The organism is Streptomyces sp. NPDC054887 (assembly GCF_053610585.1).
This window is the reverse complement of record NZ_JBSGYQ010000062.1, coordinates 21075-44363: the sequence shown is the minus strand read 5'-3', so window position 1 is coordinate 44363 and position 23289 is coordinate 21075. Positions and strand designations below refer to the sequence as shown.

Annotated in this window: 16 protein-coding genes; 8 read left to right on the top strand and 8 right to left on the bottom strand. The window is 72.5% G+C overall.

What is annotated here, in order from left to right:
* The first annotated feature begins 451 nt into the window (after window positions 1-451).
* A complete protein-coding gene (locus tag ACWGH0_RS27870; RefSeq protein ID WP_453407000.1) occupies window positions 452-901 on the top strand; it encodes a PTS sugar transporter subunit IIA in 450 nt (149 codons plus the stop codon).
* 87 nt (window positions 902-988) lie between these two features.
* The gene (ptsP, locus tag ACWGH0_RS27865; protein WP_453406999.1) at window positions 989-2659 is read left to right on the top strand and encodes a phosphoenolpyruvate--protein phosphotransferase; all 1671 of its coding nucleotides are present in this window, start codon (window positions 989-991) and stop codon (window positions 2657-2659) included.
* A 65-nt stretch (window positions 2660-2724) separates the two neighbouring features.
* Here ptsP and ACWGH0_RS27860 read toward each other — a convergent pair whose 3' ends face one another.
* Both ACWGH0_RS27860 and ACWGH0_RS27855 read right to left on the bottom strand, forming a co-directional pair.
* A complete protein-coding gene (locus ACWGH0_RS27860; protein ID WP_453406998.1) occupies window positions 2725-3624 on the bottom strand; it encodes a hypothetical protein in 900 nt (299 codons plus the stop codon).
* A 91-nt stretch (window positions 3625-3715) separates the two neighbouring features.
* Window positions 3716-5692, bottom strand: coding sequence for an acetoacetate--CoA ligase (locus ACWGH0_RS27855; protein ID WP_453406997.1), 1977 nt, complete (start codon window positions 5690-5692; stop codon window positions 3716-3718).
* A gap of 216 nt (window positions 5693-5908) precedes the next feature.
* Here ACWGH0_RS27855 and ACWGH0_RS27850 point away from each other — a divergent pair, with 216 nt between their 5' ends.
* Entirely contained in the window at window positions 5909-8179 is a 2271-nt protein-coding gene (locus ACWGH0_RS27850) for a TIM-barrel domain-containing protein (RefSeq protein WP_453406996.1), read from the top strand.
* Window positions 8180-8257: 78 nt separating this feature from the next.
* Here the strand turns inward: ACWGH0_RS27850 and ACWGH0_RS27845 are convergent, their stop codons facing one another.
* Window positions 8258-8797, bottom strand: a complete 540-nt coding sequence (locus tag ACWGH0_RS27845) for an NUDIX domain-containing protein (protein ID WP_453406995.1) — start codon at window positions 8795-8797, stop codon at window positions 8258-8260.
* 59 nt (window positions 8798-8856) lie between these two features.
* Here ACWGH0_RS27845 and ACWGH0_RS27840 point away from each other — a divergent pair, with 59 nt between their 5' ends.
* From ACWGH0_RS27840 to glpK, 4 genes are all read left to right on the top strand, one after another.
* Entirely contained in the window at window positions 8857-9660 is an 804-nt protein-coding gene (locus tag ACWGH0_RS27840; protein WP_453406994.1) for a M15 family metallopeptidase, read from the top strand.
* Between the two features lie 133 nt (window positions 9661-9793).
* The gene (locus tag ACWGH0_RS27835) at window positions 9794-10141 is read left to right on the top strand and encodes an Mpo1-like protein (RefSeq protein WP_453406993.1); all 348 of its coding nucleotides are present in this window, start codon (window positions 9794-9796) and stop codon (window positions 10139-10141) included.
* A gap of 325 nt (window positions 10142-10466) precedes the next feature.
* The gene (locus tag ACWGH0_RS27830) at window positions 10467-11192 is read left to right on the top strand and encodes an MIP/aquaporin family protein (protein WP_453406992.1); all 726 of its coding nucleotides are present in this window, start codon (window positions 10467-10469) and stop codon (window positions 11190-11192) included.
* 126 nt (window positions 11193-11318) lie between these two features.
* The gene (glpK, locus tag ACWGH0_RS27825) at window positions 11319-12851 is read left to right on the top strand and encodes a glycerol kinase GlpK (RefSeq protein WP_453406991.1); all 1533 of its coding nucleotides are present in this window, start codon (window positions 11319-11321) and stop codon (window positions 12849-12851) included.
* A gap of 168 nt (window positions 12852-13019) precedes the next feature.
* On the opposite strand, the gene ACWGH0_RS27820 is transcribed toward glpK, so the two are convergent.
* From ACWGH0_RS27820 to ACWGH0_RS27805, 4 genes are read right to left on the bottom strand one after another with little or no spacing between them, the layout of a single operon-like run.
* On the bottom strand, window positions 13020-13652 hold the full coding sequence (locus ACWGH0_RS27820; protein ID WP_453406990.1) for a GTP-binding protein: 633 nt from the start codon (window positions 13650-13652) through the stop codon (window positions 13020-13022).
* Complete coding sequence (locus ACWGH0_RS27815) at window positions 13633-14031, bottom strand: DUF742 domain-containing protein (RefSeq protein WP_453406989.1); 399 nt, start codon at window positions 14029-14031, stop codon at window positions 13633-13635. Before ACWGH0_RS27815 ends, ACWGH0_RS27820 begins: the two co-directional genes overlap by 20 nt.
* 10 nt (window positions 14032-14041) lie before the next feature.
* Window positions 14042-14482, bottom strand: a complete 441-nt coding sequence (locus ACWGH0_RS27810) for a roadblock/LC7 domain-containing protein (RefSeq protein WP_453406988.1) — start codon at window positions 14480-14482, stop codon at window positions 14042-14044.
* Entirely contained in the window at window positions 14479-17193 is a 2715-nt protein-coding gene (locus ACWGH0_RS27805) for a sensor histidine kinase (RefSeq protein ID WP_453406987.1), read from the bottom strand. Before ACWGH0_RS27805 ends, ACWGH0_RS27810 begins: the two co-directional genes overlap by 4 nt.
* Before the next feature lie 431 nt (window positions 17194-17624).
* Between ACWGH0_RS27805 and ACWGH0_RS27800 the strand changes: the two genes are divergently transcribed.
* The gene (locus ACWGH0_RS27800; RefSeq protein WP_453406986.1) at window positions 17625-18137 is read left to right on the top strand and encodes a hypothetical protein; all 513 of its coding nucleotides are present in this window, start codon (window positions 17625-17627) and stop codon (window positions 18135-18137) included.
* A 166-nt stretch (window positions 18138-18303) separates the two neighbouring features.
* On the opposite strand, the gene ACWGH0_RS27795 is transcribed toward ACWGH0_RS27800, so the two are convergent.
* Complete coding sequence (locus tag ACWGH0_RS27795; protein ID WP_453406985.1) at window positions 18304-23256, bottom strand: hypothetical protein; 4953 nt, start codon at window positions 23254-23256, stop codon at window positions 18304-18306.
* Window positions 23257-23289: the final 33 nt, after the last annotated feature.

Below are 23289 nucleotides of genomic sequence, written 5' to 3'. Positions count from 1 at the left end.
TACTCACCCTCTCGGGCTTTCCTCCGGGCTTTCGTTCGGCATTTCGTGTTTCCGACTCTATCAGACTCTTTCGCGTCCGACTTCCTCGGCGCTTTTCAGTTCTTCGCTTTCGCGTTTCCCTTTCCGGCGATTCCGACTCTACCAGTCCTTTTCCGTCTCCCCGACCACTGCACTGCGCGCATGCGGAGGCTCAGGTTGGGGATATGGTTTAGACCTGTCGGAAGCTGCCGACCGGCGACTCACAACGGAGTGCGTGCTGGTCTCAAGCAGGTCTACGACAGTACATCCCTCCGGCAGACGAGGCAAACCGTTGCCGGTGCACCCCTAGGTCCGCCAAGCGCCCGCTCTCGTGCGGAACTGGGACTTCTCGTGTCTTACCCTTCTGAAAAGTACGCCGTCGTGGACACATGGCGACGGCGGCACACGAACTCTCCACCCCTGGGAGGCCCCCATGACCAGCGTGACGTCCCCGCTTGCCGGACGCGCCATCGGACTCGCCGCAGTCCCCGACCCGGTGTTCTCCGGTGCGATGGTCGGTCCCGGCACCGCGATCGACCCCGTGCGTGAGCCCTCGGAGGCCGTCGCCCCCGTGGACGGCGTCATCGTCTCCCTGCACCCGCACGCGTTCGTCGTGGTGGACGCCGCTGGGCACGGAGTGCTCACGCACCTGGGCATCGACACCGTGCAGCTCAATGGGGAAGGCTTCGAGCTGCTCGTGAACAAGGGGGACTCGGTGACGCGCGGCCAGTCGATCGTGCGGTGGAACCCGGCGGCCGTCGAAGAGGCCGGGAAGTCGCCCGTGTGCCCGGTCGTAGCGCTCGAAGCCACCGCGGACTCCCTCGCCGGCCTCGTGGAGGACGGCGATGTGAAGGCCGGCGAGCCGCTCTTCAGCTGGCAGTGACGTCGGCGCCGTAATGGCGGCCACGGGTTCGACATCCATCGCGGGGGGACCGGACAGGGTCCCGCCGCATATAGCGGAGACGGTGAAATGGAGACAACGCTGCGAGGCGTCGGCGTGAGCCACGGTGTGGCGATCGGCGAGGTGCGGCACATGGGCACGGCGGTTCTGGAGCCGCCGGCCAAGCAGATTCCGGCGGACGAGGCGGAGCGCGAACAGGGGCGCGCCCGTCAGGCCGTGGAGGCTGTGGCGGCCGACCTGATTGCGCGCGGCAACCTGGCGGGCGGCGAGGCACAGCACGTGCTCGAGGCGCAGGCCATGATGGCGCAGGATCCCGAGCTGATGGCTGATGTGGACCGTCGCATCGCCGTGGGCAGCACGGCCGAGCGCGGGGTGTACGACGCCTTTGCCGCCTACCGGGCTCTGCTGGCCAACGCCGGTGAGTACCTGGCGGGGCGTGTCGCCGACCTCGACGACGTGCGGAATCGCATCGTCGCGCGCCTGCTGGGTGTTCCGATGCCGGGTGTGCCGGACAGTGACGAGCCGTACGTGCTCATCGCGCGGGACCTCGCGCCCGCCGACACGGCGCTGCTGGACCCCACGCTGGTTCTTGGTTTCGTGACCGAGGAGGGCGGGCCGACCAGCCACAGCGCGATCCTGGCGCGGGCGCTCGGTGTGCCGGCCGTGGTGGCTCTGCCGGGCGCCGGTGAGCTGGCCGAGGGCACGGTCGTCGCGGTGGACGGCAGCACGGGTGAGATCTTCGTCGAGCCCACCGCCGAGAAGCGTGCGGAGCTGGAGGCTGCTGCGGCAGCGCGCAGGGCCGCCCTTTCGGCCTCCACGGGGCCCGGCGCGACGTCCGACGGTCACAAGGTGCCGCTGCTCGCCAACATCGGTGGTCCTGCCGATGTACCGGCGGCGGTCGAGGCGGGCGCCGAGGGGGTCGGTCTGTTCCGCACGGAGTTCCTCTTCCTCGACGACAGCAAGCAGGCCCCGTCCGAGGAGAAGCAGGTCGAGGCGTACCGGGCGGTGCTGGAGGCGTTTCCCGAGGGGCGTGTGGTCGTGCGGGTGCTCGACGCGGGCGCCGACAAGCCGCTCGACTTCCTGACCCCGGCCGAGGAGCCCAACCCGGCTCTCGGTGTGCGGGGGCTGCGGTCGCTGCTCGACCACCCGGACGTGCTGCGGACGCAACTGACCGCGCTGGCCAAGGCTGCCGAGGGCCTGCCGGTGTACCTCGAGGTCATGGCTCCGATGGTGGCGGACCGTACGGACGCCAAGGCGTTCGCCGACGCGTGCCGTGCGGCCGGGCTGCGGGCGAAGTTCGGCGCGATGGTGGAGATTCCTTCCGCCGCGCTGCGGGCGCGCTCGGTGCTGCAGGAGGTGGAGTTCCTGTCGCTGGGGACGAACGACCTGGCGCAGTACACGTTCGCTGCGGACCGGCAGGTCGGTGCGGTGTCGAGGTTGCAGGACCCGTGGCAGCCGGCGCTGCTCGACCTGGTGGCGGCGTCGGCCGACGCCGCCAAGGCCGAGGGCAAGAGCTGTGGCGTGTGCGGTGAGGCCGCGGCGGATCCGCTGCTGGCGTGTGTACTGACGGGTCTGGGTGTCACCTCCCTCTCGATGGGCGCCAAGGCCATTCCCTATGTCCGCGCGACGCTGGCGAAGCACACGCTCGCCCAGTGCGAGCGGGCGGCCGCGGCGGCGCGTGCCACGGACACGGCCGACGAGGCGCGGGCGGCCGCGCAGGCGGTGCTTTCCGGCGAGTGACCTGCGGTTGTCACGTGCCGCTCCGAGGGGCTTCCGGCCGAATGGCCGGGAGCCCCTCGGGCGTTTCAGTGGTGCGTGTCCGGCTCCTCGATGTCGAAGCCGGGGCAGTACTCGACGCCGGGCTCCGGTGATACGGGTTCGCCGGTGTCGGCGTCGGTGCAGTAGGCACTGAAGACCTCGCCCGCGGTGAGCGCGACCAGGCGGCCGCGTTGCAGTCGCCAGCCGTGGAGCCGGTCCGGGGCGCCGGGCTCGGTGGTCCGCAGTACCACTCCCCCGGGCCGTTCCACGGCGATGCCGGCGGCGAGGACCGTAACGAACTCGGCGGCCTCGGCCTCGGGCAGTTGGACGGGTTCGTGCGCGGTGCGCTCCGCGTGAAGTACGGCGAGGAGTTGTTCCTCTTCGGCGGGGACGCTGCAGACGAGGTGGTGGCTGCCGGGGCCGGCCTGTTCGAGCAAGCGCGTGATCAGACGCTGAGCCCGGCCGAGGGCTTCCCTGCCGATGTCCTCGCCGCACTCGGCGCAGTCGCCGAGGCGGGCCAGGAGCAGGGTGGCGTACTGCCAGGTCGCCTGACGGACGGCCTCGTTCACCAGCAGGGGCACGATGGCGTCGAGCGGCTGGCCGGTGTAGGGGACGCAGGCGCCCGCGGCGGCGACCTCCGCGGTGAAGCGGGTGCGGCTCTCCACCGTGTCGGGGTCGATGCCGCTGGCGTGGCAGTACTCCAGGAAGTCTTCGGGGTCGAAGAGCGCGACCGTCGTGTGCACGCCCTGGGCGGCGAGGGCTCGTAGCAGCCCGTCCACTTCCCGGAGGTAGGCCCCGTGGTCGTCGAAGGTGAAGGTGGCGTAGCGCCTCATGGCCGTGAAGTCGTGCTCGTCGGCCAGCAGGCCGACGGTGCTGGGAACCTCGCGGCGGAGCGTACGCCGCATCGTCCTGCTCCTGTGGTGCTTCGTGGACTTGGTGCGCGCCATGATTCCCCCTGAGCGCAGTCGATCATTGCTCACTCACCGTAACCGACCGCACTGACAACGGGACTCCGCGTGACCCTCGGGGCATCGCTCGTCAGCGGCGGGCGCGGGCCAGGGCCTCGTAGAAGTGCAGCAGCTCCAGGTTGTCGACGGAGCCGGCGTTGACCGCTTTGGCGAGCGGTGTGCCTTGCAGGAGTCGCTTCACGGGGACCTCGATGCGCTTGCCGGTGAGGGTGTGCGGGACGCCCGGCACCTCGATGATCTCGTCGGGGACGTGGCGCGGTGAGAGCTCGGTCCGGATGGCCTGCTTGATGCGGGTGCGCAGGGCGTCGTCGAGGGAGGCACCCGCTGCGAGGTGGACGAAAAGGGGCATCCAGTAGCCGCCGTCCGGCTCTTCCAGACCGATGACCAGGGATTCCTTGATCTCCGGCAGCCGCTCGACGACCTCGTAGATGTCGGCCGAGCCCATGCGGACGCCCTGGCGGTTGAGCGTGGAGTCGGAGCGGCCGTGGATGACCACGGAGCCGTGGTCGGTGATCGTGATCCAGTCGCCGTGCCGCCACACACCGGGGTAGGTGTCGAAGTAGCTGTCGTGGTAACGGCTGCCGTCGGGGTCGTTCCAGAAGTGGACCGGCATGGACGGCATGGGGTTGGTGACGACCAGTTCGCCGACCTCGCCGGTCAGCGGCTTGCCCTGGGGGTCCCAGGCCTGGAGGTCGGTGCCGAGGCAGGCGGCCTGGAGTTCCCCGATGTGGACGGGGAGCGTCGGTACGGCGCCGGCGAAGCAGCTGCACACGTCCGTTCCGCCGCTCACGGAGGCGATCCACAGATCGGACGCGACCTCGTCGTGGAGCCAGCGGAAGCCGTCGGGCGGGAGCGGCGACCCGGTGGTGGCGACGCACTTGACCTTGGAGAGGTCGTGGTCGCGGGCGGGGTGGACGTCCGCCTTGGCGCAGGCCATGACGTACGCGGCCGAGGTGCCGAAGAGGGTCGCCCCGGTGAGTTCGGCGACGCGCCACTGGGCGCCTGTTCCGGGATAGCCGGGGCTGCCGTCGTACAGGACGACCGTGGTGCCCGTGAGCAGGCCGGAGACGAGGAAGTTCCACATCATCCAGCCCGTGGAGGTGAACCAGAAGAAGCGGTCCTCGGGGCCGAGGTCGCAGTGGAGGCCGATCTGCTTGAAGTGTTCGAGGAGGATGCCGCCCTGGGACTGCACGATGGCCTTCGGGAGGCCGGTGGTGCCGGAGGAGTACAGGACCCACAGGGGGTGCTCGAAGGGCACCTGTTCGAAGACTGGCTCGGTGTCGGCGGAGGTGAGGGCGGACCAGTCGAGGGCGCCTTCGGGGGCTTCGGTGCCGAGCAGGGGGATGTGGACGACGGCGCGCAGGGTGGGCAGCTCGCGGCGGAGTTCGGCGACGGTCTCCGTACGGTCGTGCCGCTTGCCGCCGTAGCGGTAGCCGTCGACGGCGAACAGGACGACGGGCTCGACCTGCTGGAAGCGGTCGAGGACGCTGCGGGCGCCGAAGTCGGGAGCGCAGGAGGTCCAGACTCCGCCGACGGCGGCGGTCGCGAGCAGGGCGACGGTGGCCTGGGGGATGTTGGGGAGGTATCCGCTGACGCGGTCTCCGGGGCGTACGCCGAGGGCGCGCAGCTCGGCGGCGAGCGAGCCGACCTCGCGGCGCAGCCGGGACCAGCTCACGGGGGTGGGTTCGTGGGTCTCGTCGACGTACAGGAGGGCCGGGTCGTCGGCGCGGGACGGGTCCTCGGCGGTGCGCAGGGCGTGTTCCGCGTAGTTGAGGGTGGCTCCCGGGAACCACTGGGCGCCGGGCATGGAACGGTCGGCGAGGACGGCGTCGTACGGGGTGGAGAACCGCACGTCGAACCAGTCGACGACGGCCTTCCAGAAGCTGTCGAGCTCCTCGACCGACCAGCGGTGCAGCGCCGCGTACCCGCCGTCGGCGGGTGCTCCGTACCGCTCGGCCGCCCAGCTCTGGAAGCGGGTGACTGCGGCGGCTGCGATGCGGTCCGCGTCCGGCTGCCAGAGGGGCGCGGTGTTCGCTGCTGAGGTCATGGGGCGGCTCCCGGGCTGTACGCGTGGTGTGCGTGTATGGCGCGCACGTGCGAAGGGTGTGCGCACGAGGCGGCTGAAAGGGACGATGCCATGTGATCGTCCCGGGCACCAGGGCGGGTCCCCCACAGTCGGGGGTTCTGTCATGTGCGCACACCACGGATGAACGGCAGTTGAACGCCGCCCGGGTGTGTCCGGCCGGGTGGCAGGGTGTGCCGCATGAACGGTCGTGACCTGGTGCGCTCGGTGATACTCGTCGGCATGGTGCGGAAGCTGCGCTTCGCTTCCCTGGCGTGGCGGCGTCGTCGTACGGACGCCTGGGAGCGGCGTCGGGGGCCCGAGCGGGCTCGCGTGCCCGGTGTCGTGACGGGGGTGGAGCCACGGCCGGGCGGCGGGGTGATGCGGTTCGCCCGTTCCGAGCTGCGGGTGATGGTCGCGGCGGGCGGCGCGGTGTTCTGGGGCTGGGACGGCGCGGGTCCTGAGCCGTCGTACGCGCTCGCCGGCGCCTGTCCCGAGCCGGATACGAGGGCGGAGCTGGAGCCGGACAAGGACGGCGGCTGGCAGGTGGTCTCGGAGCGCCTCACGGTCGCCGTGTCCCGGGACGGTGCGGTCGAGGTCCGTACGCCGGGGGGCGCTGTGCTGCGCCGGGACCTGCCGCCGCGCTGGTGGGAGCCCGCCGACGGGGGCCCGGCGCGCTGGTCGCAGCGGGCCGAGGTGCCGGCGGACGCGCGCTTCTTCGGACTCGGCGGGCAGCCCTCGGGGCTCCGGCTGAGGGACGGCACCTATCCGCTGGGGAGGGCCGGTCTCGGCGGGGGCTCCACGCCGGGGGAAGAGGCGCGCCCCGCGGCCGCGCCGGTGCACGTCGTCGTCTCGGACTCCGGCACGCATCTCGTCTTCCACGACAACACGTGGGAGGGGCGGATGACGCTCCGGGAGGGCGAGGAGGGCGCCGGGTCCGGGCACGACCGGGTGGGCACCAGTGAGCTGCGGATGGCGGGTGGGCCGGTGCGCTGCTGGGTGGTCGCCGGTACGCCGTCCCGTGTGCTGCGGGGCTGGACCGCACTGACGGGTGCGCCGGTGCTGCCACCGGCCTGGGCGCTGGGGGTGCAGCACGTGTGGCAGGCGGGTGGCGGGGCGGGCGGGGTACGGCAGGTCGACACGGGCATGGAGGGACGGGGGCCGGTGGTGTCCGCGGTGCATGTCGATGCGGGCGCGGATTCGAGCACCGGCGACGGGGCGGCGGGGCTTCTGGCGGACTTAGGGGCGTCGGGGGTGCGGCTGGTGTCGGTGCTTCGCCCTGGTGGGGCAGGTGTTGTTCCCGGGAACGACTTGTACGACGGTCGTGCGACTACGGAGACCTTGGTGGGCGTCGCACCGGGGAAGCACTCGGGCAAGATCGTGCGGTCGGCGGGAACCGGTGCTTCGGAGTGCAACGGTGCAGGCGCGCGTGCTGCGCGGGGAACGCCGTACGGGGAGCGCCCGGCCGAGGGCTTCTCCGGTGTCTGGCTCGCGGGGGATCACCAGGAGGACCGGAAGGGGGCTCATCCGGAGTCCGGCGGTGTCGATCCCCTTGGGGTACCACGGGTTCATTACGAGGCGCTGCTCGACGGGCGTTCCCGGGAACGGCCGTTTCTCTTCTCGAGTGCGCGCTGGGCCGGTGCCCAGAGGTACGGCGGGACGTACGCGGAGGATGTGCCCGCGGGCTGGCCGGGGCTGCGTGCCTCGCTGTCGCTGGCGCTCGGTCTCGGGTTGTGCGGAGTGCCGTACTCGGGAACGGACGTCGGCGGGTCGGGCGGTGCGCACTCCCCTGAGCTGTATCTGCGCGGGCTGCAACTGGGCGCACACCTGCCGCTGTTCCGTACCGCGTCTCCTGTGCCTCTCGGACGCGGGGAGCCGTCGTCGGGGGCGGAGGATGATTTCGGTCCGCAGGTGCTCGCCCACGCGAAGGCCGCTTTGGCGTCACGGGAGCGGCTGCTGCCGTATTTCGTGACGCTGGCTCATCTGGCCCGCCTCACGGGTGCGCCCTACGTGCGTCCGGTGTGGTGGGCTGCCCCGGGGGACCGGGCGTTGCGGGACTGCGAGGACGCGTTCCTGCTCGGGGACTGCCTGCTGGTCGCGCCCGTACTGGAGCCCGGAGCGGACCGCAGGGCGGTGCGGCTGCCGCGCGGACGGTGGTACGACACCGCCACCGGCAGAGGCTACGACGGGCACAGCCGTGTGCTGCTGGACGCCCCCCTGTCCCGTGTCCCCGTGCTGGCGCGGGCCGGCGCCGTGCTTCCCGTGACCGGCGAGGACGGCGGGTTGGCGCTGGAGGTGTGGGCACCGGTCGCCGGGCGCACGGGAGGGGGCGTGGTCATCAGGGACACCGGTGACCAGCGGGGTCGGGCGGAGATGGAGCGGTTCACGACGCGGATGAGCGAAGGCCGGGTCGTGGTGGAGCGGAAGGGCGGCGGGGACGTGGGGCTGCCTGTGCGGGTGCGCGGCTGCTGAGGAGGCGTGCGGGGCTGCCTCCGGCGGCGCGGGGACGCGGGCCACGCGGGCTCGGTGAGAAGACGTACCCGGGAACGGTCAGTTCGTACGGCCGTAGCTTCCCGAGAACCATCGGCGTACCGCCTCGGTGTGCAGCGGGAAGGCCAGTTCCGCGGGCTCCCGCAGCAGGTGCCAGCCAGTCGTCTCGTCGGTCGGAACCGAAGGCGGCAGGTCGTCGGGCGCGCGGGCGGGCAGCAACCCGAACAGGAGAAGGTGCCCGGCCGGGGAACTGAGCGCGTCGGCGAGGCGCACGTCCTCCTCCGCCGCTTCGATGCCTGTCTCCTCGTTCAGCTCCCGCACGACCGCGTGCCGCCAGTCCTCGCCGTGGTCGATGAAGCCGCCGGGCAGCGCGGTGCGGCCGATCTGCGGTTCGACGGCCCGGGTGATGACCACGAGACCGGTGCCCGCGTCCTGCGCGCCCCGGACGGGCAGGAGGGCGACGGCGACGGGCAAGGGGTTGCGGTACACCGTGTCGCCGCACGCGGGGCAGGTGCGCGGCCAGCCGGCGGCGGGCCGGTACGGCGCTCCGCAGCTGGAGCAGTGGGAGTCCCTGACAGGCTTCTTCGTGGGTGCGGACACGCGCGGACTGTATCGGACGGGCCTTCCGTGAGGGGCGGTTGAGCTGATAGACGGGGCTCATGTCCCGTCTCGCGTCAGCACTGCGCGCTCTGGCCGCCGCCGTCACCCTGCTCGCCGTCACGGCCGCCTCCCCGACGGCGCGGGCAAGGCCCGAACCGAAGGCTCCGGCGGAGTTCGTGTCCCTGCGGTCCGTGGATCCGACGATCCTCGAGGAGATGCGCTACACCACCGCGCACAACTTCGTGGGCGCTCGCGTGGACGGTTACCGCCAGCCCGTCTGCATCCTCACCAGGGACGCCGCGAACGCCCTGCGCGAGGCGCAGACGAAACTGCTGCGGCTCGGCCACTCCCTCAAGGTGTACGACTGCTACCGGCCGCAGCGGGCCGTCGACCACTTCGTCCGGTGGGCCGAGGACCTCGACGACGAGGCGATGAAGACGGAGTTCTATCCGCGGGTCGACAAGTCGCGCCTGTTCGCGGACGGTTACATCGCGGAAAGGTCGGGGCACAGCCGGGGCAGCACGGTCGACCTGACCGTCGTCAGGCTGCCTGCGAAAGCCACCCGGCCGTACGTTCCAGGGGAGCGGCTCGTCCCCTGCTACGCGCCCCAGGCCGATCGTTTCCCCGACAATTCCGTCGACATGGGGACCGGTTTCGACTGCTTCGACACGCTGTCCCACACGGAGGATCCGCGCGTACAGGGCGCGCAGCGCGCCAACCGGCAGTTGCTCAAGGGAGTGCTCGGTGCGGTCGGTTTCGTGAACCTGCCGGAGGAGTGGTGGCACTTCACGTACAAGCCGGAACGGTTCCCGGACACCTACTTCGACTTCCCCGTCGCCCGCCGGTCGGTCGCCGGGCACTGACGGGCTCCTCCGGCGCCGGCGAGAGGGACGGGCGGCCGGGACCACCCCCGTGGGTCCCGGCCGCCCGTCCCGTCTCCCCTACGGACGCGGCAGGGCCGTATCCGGTTCTCCGCCGAGCGATTACCGTGCGGGCATGGAGCAGCGGACCTTTGAGTCGTACGAAGAGTTCTGGCCCTACTACGTCGCGATGCACTCCCGGGCCGCCACCCGGTGGGTGCACCTCACGGGCACGCTCACCGGCCTCGCGGTCAGTGTGTACGGCCTGGCGCGCGGCCGGAAGCGGTACGCCGCCGCGCTGCCGCTGATCGGGTACGGCTCCGCCTGGCCGGCGCACTTCCTGATCGAGAAGAACAACCCGGCCACGTTCGGGCACCCCGCATGGTCGCTGCGCGGCGACGTGCAGATGATCCGGACGATGCTGGCGGGGCGCGACCGTGAGCTAGCCGAGACCGCCTCGAAGTGGCTCGCGGAGAACCGCTGACTCGCTGAATCCGATGCGCCGTCCGTGGTGCGTCGGGACGCGTTCGCTGTCCGCGACCTTGACGGTCCCTCAGCACCGGTGAACACTTCCCGTTGTCAGTCGGCGTCGCCGTACGACGGCTCCCGGGAGCGAGCGGATCTGCTCCCTGGTCCCCCCTGTCGCCGCACAGGGGCATCCCCCACGGGCGATCGCGCCGGCTCGGCACCAGTTCGTACCGGACGCCGGGCGGGGACGGAACACCCTGCCGCCGGCTCATCAGCCATGGGAAACGCACCCTGCACTTCAGAACCGGGGCCGGGCCCCGGGCGAGGGCCTAGGAGCCGCCATGAGCAATGGGGACGTCTTCGCCGGTGAGGTCATCGGCACCGCCATACTGATCCTCTTCGGCGCCGGTGTGTGCGCCGCGGTCACCCTCAACCACTCCAAGGCGAAGTCCTCGGGGTGGATCGTCATCGCCTTCGGCTGGGGCATGGCCGTGCTCGCCGGGGCGTACACCGCGGCCCCGCTGTCCGGTGGGCATCTCAACCCGGCGGTGACCGTGGGCATCGCCGTCGACACCGGCGAGTGGGGCCAGGTCTGGGTCTACGTCCTCGGGCAGCTGGTGGGGGCGATTCTGGGGGCCGTACTGGCGTACCTCGTGTACTACGCCCAGTTCGCGGCCAACAAGGACGAGGAGACGGCGCTTCCGACGCTCGGGGTCTTCGCCACCGTTCCCGAGATCCGCAACCCCGTCGCGAACCTCGTCACGGAGATCATCGCGACGGTCGGTCTCGTCCTCCCCGTCCTGGCGTTCGGGCTGACGAAGGGGCTCGGTGAGTCGGGCACCCAGGTGCTGATCGTGGCCCTGCTGGTCGTGGGCATCGGTCTCTCGCTCGGCGGCCCCACCGGGTACGCGATCAATCCCGCGCGCGATCTGGGGCCCCGTATCGTCCACGCCGCACTGCCCATCCCGAACAAGGGGACGTCCGACTGGGGTTACGCGTGGGTGCCGGTGGTGGGACCGCTGATCGGCGGGGCCCTTTCGGGGCTGATCTACAACGCGGCCTTCTGAACGCGCGGCACGCACCAGCGGGCACTGAGCACCGAGCACTCAGCAGGGCCGGCAGGCAGCGGCACGGGCCGTTCGGCCGGTCATCGAGCACGGACGCTTTCAGCGGAGTTCGGACGAGAGGACGTCATGACGCAACGAGCCGGGCAGGACGAGAAGTACGTCGCCGCCATCGACCAGGGCACCACCTCCAGCCGCTGCATCATCTTCGACCACAGCGGTGCGATCGTCGCCATGGACCAGCGCGAGCACCGCCAGATCTTCCCGAAGCCGGGCTGGGTGGAGCACGACGCGACCGAGATCTGGTCGAAGGTGCAGGCCGTGGTCGCGGGCGCGCTCGCGAAGGCCGGCCTGCGCGCCGACCGGCTCAGCGCGCTCGGGATCACCAACCAGCGCGAGACGACGGTGCTGTGGGACCGGGCGACGGGCAAGCCGGTGCACAACGCGATCGTCTGGCAGGACACACGTACCGCCGCCCTCTGCAGCGAACTGGGCGGCGCCGACGGCCCGGACCGCTTCCGGGAGGCAACCGGCCTGCCGCTCGCCAGCTACTTCTCCGGTCCCAAGGCGGCCTGGCTGCTGGACCACGTCCCCGGCCTGCGGGCGCGCGCGGAGCGGGGCGAGATCGCCTTCGGGACCATCGACTCGTGGCTGATCTGGAACCTCACCGGCGGCACGGACGGCGGCGTACACGTCACCGATGTGACGAACGCCGGGCGGACCATGCTGATGGATCTGCGGACCCTTGAGTGGGATGCGTCGATCCTCTCCGCGATGAACATCCCCGAAGCCGTGCTGCCGGAAATCAGGTCGTCGGCGGAGGTGTACGGGACGGCGGTCGGGCAGCTCTCGGGCGTGCCGGTGGCGTCGGCGCTGGGGGATCAGCAGGCGGCGGTGTTCGGTCAGGCGTGCTACGACACGGGAACGGCGAAGAACACGTACGGGACGGGCAGTTTCCTTCTGCTCAACACCGGTGGCAGGCCGGTCCCGTCGAAGAGCGGGCTGCTCACGACCATGGGGTACAAGATCGGCGGCGAGGCGCCGGTGTACTGCCTGGAGGGGTCGATCGCCGTTACCGGGGCGCTGGTCCAGTGGTTCAGGGACCAGCTCGGGATCATCCGTTCCGCGGACGAGATCGAGACGCTCGCGGGAAGCGTCGAAGACAACGGCGGGGCGTACATCGTGCCGGCCTTCTCCGGGCTCTACGCGCCCTACTGGCGCTCCGACGCCCGCGGCGTGGTCACCGGTCTCACGAGGTACGTCACCAAGGCGCACCTGGCCCGGGCGGTCCTGGAGGCGACGAGCTGGCAGACGCGCGAAGTCGTCGACGCGATGTACCAGGACTCGGGCGTGGCCATCACCACGCTGAAGGTGGACGGAGGCATGACGAAGAACGGCCTCCTGATGCAGCACCAGGCCGACGTGCTGGGCGTTCCCGTGATCCGGCCGAGGGTCTCCGAGACGACCTGCCTGGGCGCGGCGTACGCGGCCGGGCTGGCGACCGGCGTGTGGTCCGGCCTGGACGAGCTGAAGTCGCACTGGCAGCGGGACGTCGAGTGGACGCCGCGCATGAAGGCGCCGGAGCGCGACCGCGAGTACCACAACTGGCGCAAGGCCGTGGAGCGGAGCTTCGGGTGGGAGGAGGAGGGCGGCCAGGGCTGAGCGTGCCGGGCCTCGGGGGCCGTGAACGCGGTCCGTACCCCTGTCGGCGGGGGTACGGACCGCTCACCTCCCGGCGGGGCCTGCGGGCGGCCGGGCGAGGGTACGGAACGCGCGGACGGGCGAGCGGGTCCGCCGGGGCGTACGGACACCCCGGGGCGCGCCGACCGGTCAGGTTCCGGCGGGCGTGCGGACCTCCGCGGTGGCAGCCGTCCGGCGCCGGTCGGCGGAGCGGGCCAGGGCGTGCTCGACCACCGCGACCAGCACCGCCTTGACGGCCTCCCTGTCTCGCGCGTCGCACAGCAGCAGCGGCACTTCCTCGTCCAGGTCGAGAGCGGCCCGTACCGTCTCCGGCGGATAACGGTCGGCGCCTTCGAAGCAGTTGACGGCGACGGCGAAGGGGATGCCCCGGCGCTCGAAGTAGTCGATGCCGGCGAAGCAGTCCTCGAGGCGGCGGGTGTCGGCCAGTACGACCGCTCCGAGCGCCCCCTGCGCGAGCTCGTCCCACAGGAACCAGAAGCGGTCCTGGCCGGGCGTGCCGAAGAGGTAGAGGACCAGGTCCTCGCGGAGGGTGATCCGCCCGAAGTCCATGGCGACGGTGGTGGTGCTCTTGCCCTCGACGCCCTCGATGTCGTCGACGGGGCGGCCGGCCTCGGTGAGCGCCTCCTCGGTGCGCAGCGGCCGGATCTCGCTGACCGCGCCCACCAGGGTGGTCTTGCCCACGCCGAAGCCACCCGCGACGAGGATCTTGAGCGTCACCGGTTCGATCGGTCGCTTCCTGCGGCTAGAGCGCCCGAAGACCATTGATTACCTCGCGAAGGATGCTCTCGTCCGGCAGCTCTGCCGGAGGTACGGGACGGGTCACGTGTACCAGCTCGTCCTCGACGAGGTCGCCGACGAGCACTCTGACCACCCCGACGGGGAGGTCGAGGCCCGCCGCGAGCTCGGCGATCGACTGCGGCGTCTCACTGCACAGTTCGACGATCTCGACGTGCTCGGGAGCGAGCGTCTGGTCGCGCCCGGGATCGTCCGCCGCCGGTTCGGGGACGACGAGGGCGATCAGGTCGAGCCGGTGCCGGCTCGCACTGCTCGTACGGCCGCGCGTCATCGCGTACGGGCGCACCACGGGGCCCGCTTCGTCGTCGAACCAGTGCGGCGATGCCTGCTGGGCTGCTTCGCTCATATCAGCCCACTCACCCTCCGGCGGCGGGACCGGAGCGTGGTGCGGTCTTCAGGTGGACGCCGACCCGCTTGACCATCAGCGTCATCTCGTACGCCACCTGTCCGACATCGGAGTCGGCGTCGGAGAGCACCGCGAGGCAGCTGCCGTCGCCGGCGGCCGTGACGAACAGGAAGGCGTCGTCCAGTTCGACGACGGTCTGCCGGACGCGGCCCGCGTCGAAGTGCCGGCCGACGCCCTTGGCGAGGCTGTGGAAGCCGGAGGCGACGGCGGCGAGGTGTTCGCCGTCCTCGCGCGTCAGGTCCCCGGAGGAGCCCGTGGGGAGCCCGTCGCTGGAGAGCACCAGGGCTTTGCGGATGCTGCCGACGCGGTCGACAAGCTCGTCGAGGAGCCAGTTGAGCTCCCCCGAGCCCCGGCCGGTGGTGTCGTGTGCTGTGGCGTGCGGTGCGGTCATCGACCGTCCCTCTCTGGTCTGGTTCCTGGTGCTGTGCCGCCGGGGCCCGGCTCGTCCTCGGCGTTCTGCCGTCGGCCGCGCTGCCAGCCGCGCTGGAGCGATGCCATGCGGCTGCGTGCCTGCTCCGCCTCGCGCCGGGTGTCCTGCTCGGTGGCGGGTACGTCGTCGACGGGTTCGGGGCGTACGGCGGAGGTCTCGCGCAGCTGCGGGGCGAGGTTGGCCTGGCGGACGCGGCGGGGCAGTCCGCCGAGCGGGAGGTCCTTGGCCTCGCCCTCGGGAGCCGGTCCCCGGCCGGGAGGTGCGGTGCGTGGTGCCGGGGACGGCGTGGTGGGCGTGGTGGGGATCTGCCCGCGGCCCGTGACGCGGCGGCCGTTGTCGGCGACCAGGGTCGGGGTGGTGCGGCGGGGCAGCGGAATCGGGCCACCGGGGCGCGCGTTCCCGCCGTTCCCGGGAACGTGGTCGTACGCCTGCTGGTGCTGCTCCGAGGCGGCTTCCCGGGCGTGTTCCCGGGAACGGTCGCGCGGTCGTTCCCGGGAGCGGTCGCGGGCCCTGAAGAGTCCGCCCCGCTCGCTCTCGGTGTCACCGATGTCGGCGGTGTCGGAGACGCCGTCGAGGGAGGCCTCTTCGAGGCCCAGTGCGCCGAGCGGGGGTTCGAGTTCGACGGGGCCGTCCAAGACGGCCTGGGCGGCGAGTTCGGCGGGCAGGCGGGAGAGCGTCGTCAGGGACCTGCGGCGGCCTTCCTGCTCCCCCTTGCCGTCGGTCCGGTCGCCGGTGGAGTGCTTGCGGTCGAGCCGGAAACCGGCGCCGTTGGTCTCGGGCGCGTCCGTGAGCAGTGCGGCCGGTATGAAGACGACGGCGGTGGTCCCGCCGTACGGCGACTGCTGGAGCGAGACGCGTACGTTCTGGCGCTGGGCGAGCCGGCTGACGACGAACAGGCCGAGCCGGTCGGTGTCGGACAGTTCGAACTCGGGGGTCTCCGCGAGGCGCAGGTTGGCGTCGAGGAGTGCTTCGGGCGTCATGCCGAGGCCCCGGTCGTGTATTTCGAGGGTGAAGCCGTTGGCGACGCGCTCCCCGAGCACCTGCACGGCGGTGTGCGGGGGTGAGAACACCGTGGCGTTCTCCAGCAGTTCGGCGATCAGGTGGGTGAGGTCGGCGACCGCCGGCCCGCCGACGCCGATGCGCGGCAGGCGGCGTACCTCGATGCGTTCGTAGTCCTCGACCTCGGCGACGGCTGCCCGTACGACGTCCATGAGCTGGACGGGCTTGCGCCACTGCCGGGACGGGGCGGCGCCGGAGAGGATGACGAGGCCCTCCGCGTGGCGGCGCATGCGCGTGGTCATGTGGTCGAGGCGGAACAGGTCGGCGAGTTCGTCGGTGTCCTCGGTACGGCGTTCCATGGTGTCGAGGAGTGTCAGCTGGCGGTGGAGCAGGACCTGGTTGCGGCGGGCGAGGTTGACGAAGACCTCGGAGACGCCGCGGCGCATGTCGGCCTGCTTGACGGCCGATTCGACGGCCGCGCGCTGCAGGGTGTTGAGCGCCTGGCCGACCTGGCCGATCTCGTTCCGCTCGTATTCGAGGCGGGGGGCCTCCGTCTCGACGTCGACCACTTCGCCGGCGGCGAGCCTGCGCATGACGCTGGGCAGGCGGACGCCGGAGATCTCGTGTGCCTCCTTGCGGAGCCGCGAGAGGTCGCGGATGAGGCTGCGCCCGATCCGTACGGACAGGACCAGCGAGACGATCAGGGCGAGGAAGCCGAGCACACCGGCGGCGCCCGCCTTGACGAGGACGCCGAGGGCCACGGGTTCGACGCGGTCCTGGTAGCGGTCGCCCGCCTCCCTGCCCTCGCGGGCGAGGTGGTCGAGAACGCCGGTCGCGGCCTCGTTCCAGCTCTTGACGGTAACGGCGCGCGGGTCGTCGGTGGGACCCGCGGTGATGAGGCGCTCCTCGGCCGCGCGCAGCGGCTCGGTGACCGGGCTGTCCCAGTACTCCCCGAAGGTCTCGCGCTCGGAGGCGGGAAGGAGTTCGAGGTTGACGTCGTAGAGCAGCTGACGGTTCGCCGCGAGGGAGGAGACGGCCCGCAGTTCCAGGGCGTCGAACTGGCCGGCGACCAGTCCGGAGGCGACGAGCGCGTCCTCGCGGGAGAGTATCTCGCGGGCGCGGGTGATGCCGACGAGAGCGCGCCCCTGCTTGTCCATCTCCACGTCTTCGAGGGCGTGGAGGGCGGTGAGGAAGGAGTAGCAGGGGTCGATGAGGCGGTTGTAGCGGTCGAGGGCCTGGCGCCGGGTGATGGTGCTGCTTTCGACGGAGCCGCGCAGCGACTCCAGCCCATCGAACGCTTCCAGGAGGGAGGCCAGTCGCTTCGCCGCCGGGGGGCGCAGGTCGTCGCGTACGCCGGGGTCCTGGGCGCGTGCCTTGATCTTCGCCACGGCTTCGTCGGTGGCGGCGCGCTCACGGCGGAGTGTGGTCAGGGCGTCGGATGCGCGCGGGTCGGCCAGGTAGATCAGTGTCTGCCGGCGCTCCCGCTGGATGACTCCGACCGTGTCGTCGATGGGATAGCCCACCCGTTCGACGATGTAGGCGACGTCCAGCAGCTGGTTGGCCTCGCGGCCGGTGATGACGGTGGCGAATCCCCACAGCGAGGTGAGGGACACGAGCGGCACCAGCAGCAACGCCACGATCTTCCGGCGGATGGACTTCCCGCGAAAGCGCATGGCCTCCCCCAGCTCGACCTCCGTCGGCCGGAGGTGGGTGTTCCGTCAATAAACGGCGTGAGCCTACTACTGCCACTCGCACAACTCGAAGAGACGTCCGGGCGATTTTCAGCCGTACCGTGTGGCGTTGATCATGAGTTGTCATGGAATCACGGGAGTTGGCGAGTGCCGCTGCGGCAAGGGACAGCTGCGTTCCCGTCTGTCACCCGATTGAGGCGGATGGCTGGAACTCTTCGCTCTCCCGGGAATCTTCACAGCGGGCCATTCGTCCTGCTGTACGGGGAAAGCGGACCGGATGAGGCACTGGGCGCCACATCCGCACCGCGGGAGACAGCGTAAAAGGGCGCAAGGCGGGCAGCCACTCGTGAAGGCGTGTGTTCCACGCCCGAGTTGAGGGGCTTGCCAGGCGGCGGTGGGGAGTGAAGTTCTCAATGGACACGGAAGAGCGCCGTACGGCGTTGTCCGCGGTGCCCGCGGGGCGGGAGATCGAGGCAGCGGCCGAGGTCTCCGACGAGGGGCGGTACGACGGGGCGCCACGCGCGCAGCGGCCGTTGTGGGTCGAGGAACCCGCCGTACGGCCACGGTTGCCCGATCCGGTCCGTACGGCCGCCGTCCGCGCGGTCATCATCACGTCACTGACGCTGATGCAGGCGATGATCGCCTACCTGTGCACGCTGGCCGGGTCGTGGCTGGCCTTCCCGATGGTGCTGAGCAGCATCGGCAGCACGGTGGTGGCCACTTGGGGCGTGCTCGACGTGTGGGTCACGCGCCAGGTGTGGAACCAGCGCAACGGCGTCGTGTCCGTTCCGAGCAGTACGGCGCGCCAACTGCGCCGCGAACGGCGCAAGGCGCGCCGCGTCGCCCGCAGGGCCGCGCGGCCCCGGCTACGGGACCAGCGGGAGGAGCGGAGCCACCGGGGCACGCGGCGGCTCTCCCAGGCCTGAGCGCACGGTCCCGGAGGGCACAGCGCTCAGCCCGCCGGCCGTGTGGCCGCCGGGGGGCCGGGCCGGCCGGCGTACGTGGCCGGCCGGTGCGGCCCACCGGCCGGCAGCGGGTCGGCGCTTCGTCGGCATGCCGGAAGCCGTAGGAGCTCGGCCGGCCGGTTCGCCGTTACTCCGCCGGCGCCGGCGCCGGCGAGCGCTTGTACATGCGTGTCGCCGTGATCTCGCCGTGCACCGTCTCGCCGTCCGGGTCCTGCTGCGGCAGCCCCGGCCGCAGGTGCTCCTCCACGCTGATGTACTTCAGCCCGGCCCGCAGGTCCGCGTCGTTGCGCAGTCGGATCACCAGCGGGAACTCGGCCAGCGCGGTCGTGTCGAACAGTCCGGTCGTGTAGAGCAACTGCACGCCGAGGGCGTCCGACACAGCCCGCTGAAGCTCCAGCAGGTACGTGGCGTTGGCGCGGCCGATGGGGTTGTCGAGGAAGAGCGTGCCCGCGTGCCGGTGCTTGTCGCGGCCCCGGTCGTTGCTGCGCAGCGCGGCCATGGTGCAGTACAGCGCGATCGCCGCCGTCAGCAGCTGCCCGCCCGAGAAGACGTCGCCCATCTGCCCGACCGGCACCCGCTCCGCCCGCAGTACGGCGTCCGGCTTGAGGATCTCGACCGAGATCCCCTTCGGCTGGAGCGCGGCCTGGACGCCCCGCAGCAGCAGGGACATCCCGTCCCTGCGCAGGTCGGAGTTCTTCTTCACGGCGGCGCTCGTCGCCTCGTCGATGACCTCGCCGAGCCGCTCGACGAGCGTCGTCTGGTCGGGCTCCTCGAAGCGGATGCGCAGGAACTCCTGCCCGGACCACTCCCCCAGTCCTTCCGGCAGCTGGGAGAGCCGCTGCGCGGAGCGGAGCGTCGCCAGTGCGGACTCGACGAGGCCCCTGAGCCGGTCCACGATGCTGTCGCGGTTGCGTTCCAGCTGCGCCAGCTCGTCGGTCAGCACGCGCAGCCGGGGCTCGAACGCCGCCGCCCACGCCGCCGCGTGCTCGGGCAGCGAGGCGGCCGGCAGCTCGCGGATCTGCTGGCGCGCGGGGGTGCGTACCTGCTCGTACCGCGTCGAGTTGGCGTGCCGTACGAGTACGTCGCTCGCCTCGCGCACCGCGGCCTCGGCCGCGGAGAGGTCGGCCGAGCACCCGCGCAGCAGGCGGCGGGACTCGGCGGCCGACTGGCGGGCCTCTTCCAGGCTCCCGGGATACGGCTCGCAGTCCTCGGTCGCCTCGTCGTCCTGGTGGTGGTCCCTGAGCAGGTCCCGCAGGAGCGCCGCCGTCTCGTCGAAGCCGCCCGCCGCGTCCTCGGCCGCGCGGTGTGCCCGCAGGAGCTCGGCGTGGGCGGTGCGGGCGGTGTCCAGGGCGTCGGTACGGGAGGCGAGTTCGGCGGTGGCGGTGCGCAGCAGGGTCTGGGCGTGCTCCGCGTCGGCGGGCACGAGGTCGTCGGGCAGCTCGGTGTGCGCGGCGCCGTCCCCCGGGGCCAGGCGCTCGGCCTCGCCCCGCAGCCGGCCGAGGTGCTCGCTCGCGGCCGACGCCCTCGACTCCAGCATCTGTACGAGGGATTCGGCGCGGGCGACCGCGGCCTGCCGGGACGGGCCGTCGGCGCCGTCCGTGCCTTCCAGCATGAGGGCGGCCCTGGTGCGCACCTTGTTGCTGAGCCGGTTGAGTTCGGCGAGGGCGGCGCTCTCGTCGCTCTCCGCCCTGGCCTGCTCGGCGCGCAGGTCGGCGCCGACTCCGACCTTCTCGTAGAGCTGCGAGGCGGCGCGGTACGCCTCGCGCAGGGCGGGCAGCGCGACGCGGGGTGCGTCCTGCTCCGGCTCCGGCAGCGTTTCGGGGACGCCCGCGATCTCGGCCCGCTCGGCGCGCAGGGTGCGCGCCGTCCTGTGCGCGTCGTCGGCGGCACGCTGGGCGGCGCGGCGGTCCTCGTCGGCCGCCTTGGCGCGCTCCAGGCACACCGTGGCCCTTGCCTCCGACTCCGCGGCCTCCTCGGTCAGTTCACGCACCTTGACCAGCCAGCCGGCGCGTTCGCGCAGGCGGTGGGCGAGGCCCGCGAGGGCGTCCGCGACACGGCGGGCGCGCTGGGCGGCGTCCTGGCGCTCGTCCCTGACCCGGGCGGCGTCGGCCGCGGCGTCGTCGGCCTCGGCACGGACCGTACGGGCCTCGGCGAGCACGGCCTGTGCGGCCTCGGCCGCCTCGCCCGCCGTCCGGGCCGCCTCCGCCAGTTCGGCGAGCATGCCGGGCGGGCAGTCGGCGCGCCAGGAACCGAGCCGGGCCGCGAGCGTCCGGTCGCCCGCCAGCCGGGCAGCGAGCCTGCGGATCTCCTCGTCGCGGGCGGCCGCCCGCGCGCGCAGCGCCTGACGCTCCTCGTCGGCCGCGTGCTCGTCGTGCATCGCCGGGTTCGGCGGTACGAGGAACACGTCGGCGCGGTCGGACGGGGCGTCGCCCGGCGAGGGTACGGGCGCCAGCAGCGCGGCGGCGGTGCCCACGGCGACGGCGGAGCGGGGCAGCAGCGCCGCTCCGGCGAGGGCCTCGCGGGCCCTGACGTGCGCGTCGGGGTCGGTGATGACGACGCCGTCGACCAGCTCCGGCCTGGCGGCGAGCACGGCGGCGTGGTCGGCCGGATCGACGGCCTGCGCGAGGTAGCGCCAGCCCGGGAGGGCGGGGATGCCGTGCTCGCCGAGGAACTCGACGGTGGCGAGGACGTCGGGGCCCGGGGGCAGCAGGCCGCCGTCGCCGAGCGCGCCGAGGATACGGGCGTCGTCGGCGGCGGCGGTGCGGAGCTCGAAGAGCTGGCGCTCCGCGGAGGCGATGCTCTGGTCGAGGAGGACGAGGAGGTCCTCGGCGTTGCGGTCCAACTCCTCCACGGTGAGCGGGCCTTCGGCGGTGCGCCGGGGAGTGCGGGCGTGGTGCGCTGCGGCCGGGCGGCCGAAGGCGTCCGTACGGGTGGCGGTGCCCGCGCGGTCGTCGGGGTGGTCGGGGTGGTCGGCGCCGGAGCGCGTGTCCGTACCGGCGCCCGAGCGGTCGGACCCGTCGTGCTGGTCGGGCAGGTCGGCTCGGGGGCTGCCCGCGCCGGCCTCGTCCGCCGTCCGGTCGTTCGGGTCCCCGGCGGCCGCGTGCGCGCCCTGGCGCGGGGGACGGGCGTCCGCGCCGACGGCTCGCGCGCCGGGCGCGGCGTCCGGTGCGGCCGCCCCGCGGCGCGGCTGCGGCACGGAGGCAGCCGCGGTCGGAACCGAAGCTGCGGGGGCCGGGGAGGGCAGGCTGAGGAGTTCGGCCAGCCGGTCCTCCGACGCCAGCGACTCGGCCGCACGGCGCTCGGCGTCGTACGCGTGCTGCGCTCCCTGCGCGGCGTCCGCCGCACGGGCCGCCGCGAGTTCGGCGCGTGCCTCCGCGCCGGCGGCCTCCTTAGCGCGGTCGGCCGTCGCCTGCGCCGCCTCGCGCGCCGCGTCCCACGTGGCGACCGCGGTTTTCTCCGCGTCCACCGCCGCGAGCGCGGCACGGGCCGGGTCGGCGTCCGGCGCCGTGTCGTCGAGCCAGCCGGCGCGGACCGCCTCGGCGGTCTCCTGTTCGACCTCGGCGAGGCGCTGGCGCAGGTGCCCCGCCTCACTGCGCGCGCGCTGTGCCTGGGTCGCCGCGGTGGTGGCGTCGCGGTGCGCCGCCTCGCCCGCCTCCTGGAGGGCGGCCGAGCGCTCCTCCTCCTCGGCGGCGACGCGCTCCCCGTCCTCGGCCGCCGCGTGCAGGGCCCGTACGAGCTCCCCCGCGGCGGTGGCGCGGGCCGCCAGCGCCGGTGCGGCGTCCCGCTCGGCCTCGCGGATGGCGACGGCCACCCTGGCCGCGCGGTCGGCCGCCGCGCGATGGCGCAGAACGGCCTCGGCGGCCTGCCAGGCGGCGTGCAGCGTGCGGGCGTCGGCGAGCTCGCGGCGCTGTGCGGCGGCCGACTTCTCGGCGGCGGCGAGGGCCAGGGAGGCGTGCCGGTAGGCGAGTTCGCTGGCGATGAGGGAGCTTCGGCTCCGCGCCTGCTCGGCCTCGGTGACGGTGTGGGCGGCGGCGGTGACCTGCTGGGCGAGTTCGGCGGTACGGCCGCGCTCCTCACCGGCGCGGGCGGAGAGCCTGCGGGCGAGCGTACGGGTCCTGCGTTCGGCGCCCGCGTGCACGTCGCGGGCGCGCACGCGCGTTTCGGCGGCGTCGACGATGCGGCCGAGCAGGTCGACGGAGCCCGCGGTGAAGTCGCGCTCGGCGGTGAGCTCGGCGCGGCGGCCGAGCTTGTTGCCGAAGCCGTGGACGAGGTCCGCGAGGCCGTCGGTGTCCCTGGTGTCGGTCACGGCACGCAGCAGGAGGTCGGTGAAGTCGGAGTCCTTCTTGACCGCGAACAGTCCGGCGGCCTCGCCCTCGTCGGCGTTCATCTCCCGCTGGTAGCGGAAGAGTTCTGGGTCGAGGCCCAGGTCGCCGAGGTGTTCGTTCCAGCGGTCGTGGATCTCCTCCCAGTGGACGTCGAGGTGCGGGTACGCCTTGCCGGCGTCGGTGACGGCGTCGCGGAAGCCCTTCATGGTCCGGCGCCTGCCCTGGGCGCCCGAGACGCCTTCGCCGTACGAGCGGACCGCGGTGGACTCGGCGACCGGCAGCGAGTCGAGGCTGAGCCCGGGGCCGGGCCGGAAGGAGTACCAGGCCTCGGCGAACTTCCGCGGGTCGTTGGAGACCTGGCGTCCGCGCCACTCGCTCACCTTGCCGACGACGACGCACTCGCCGGTGAGGGTGTGCTGCCATTCCAGTGCGACGTGGCCGCAGTCGTCGGCGAGCAGGAACTTGCGCAGTACGCCGGAGCTCGCGCCGCCGAGCGTGTTGCGGTGGCCGGGCAGCATCACCGAGAAGATCAGCTTGAGCAGGACGGACTTGCCGCCGCCGTTCTCCAGGAAGAGCACGCCGGCGGGCGCGGGCCTGCGCGGCGGGCCGACCGGCTCCTCCTGGAAGAACTCCGCCTGCGCGGGGGCGGGGTTGGGCACGGGCTCGCCGACTCCGCGCAGGTCAAGCACGGTGTCGGCGTAGCGCGCACCGGCGGGCCCGATGGAGTAGAGGCGGACCCGGGACAACTCGTACATGGCGGCGGACTCTCGTCGTAAGTCGTGAAGCGG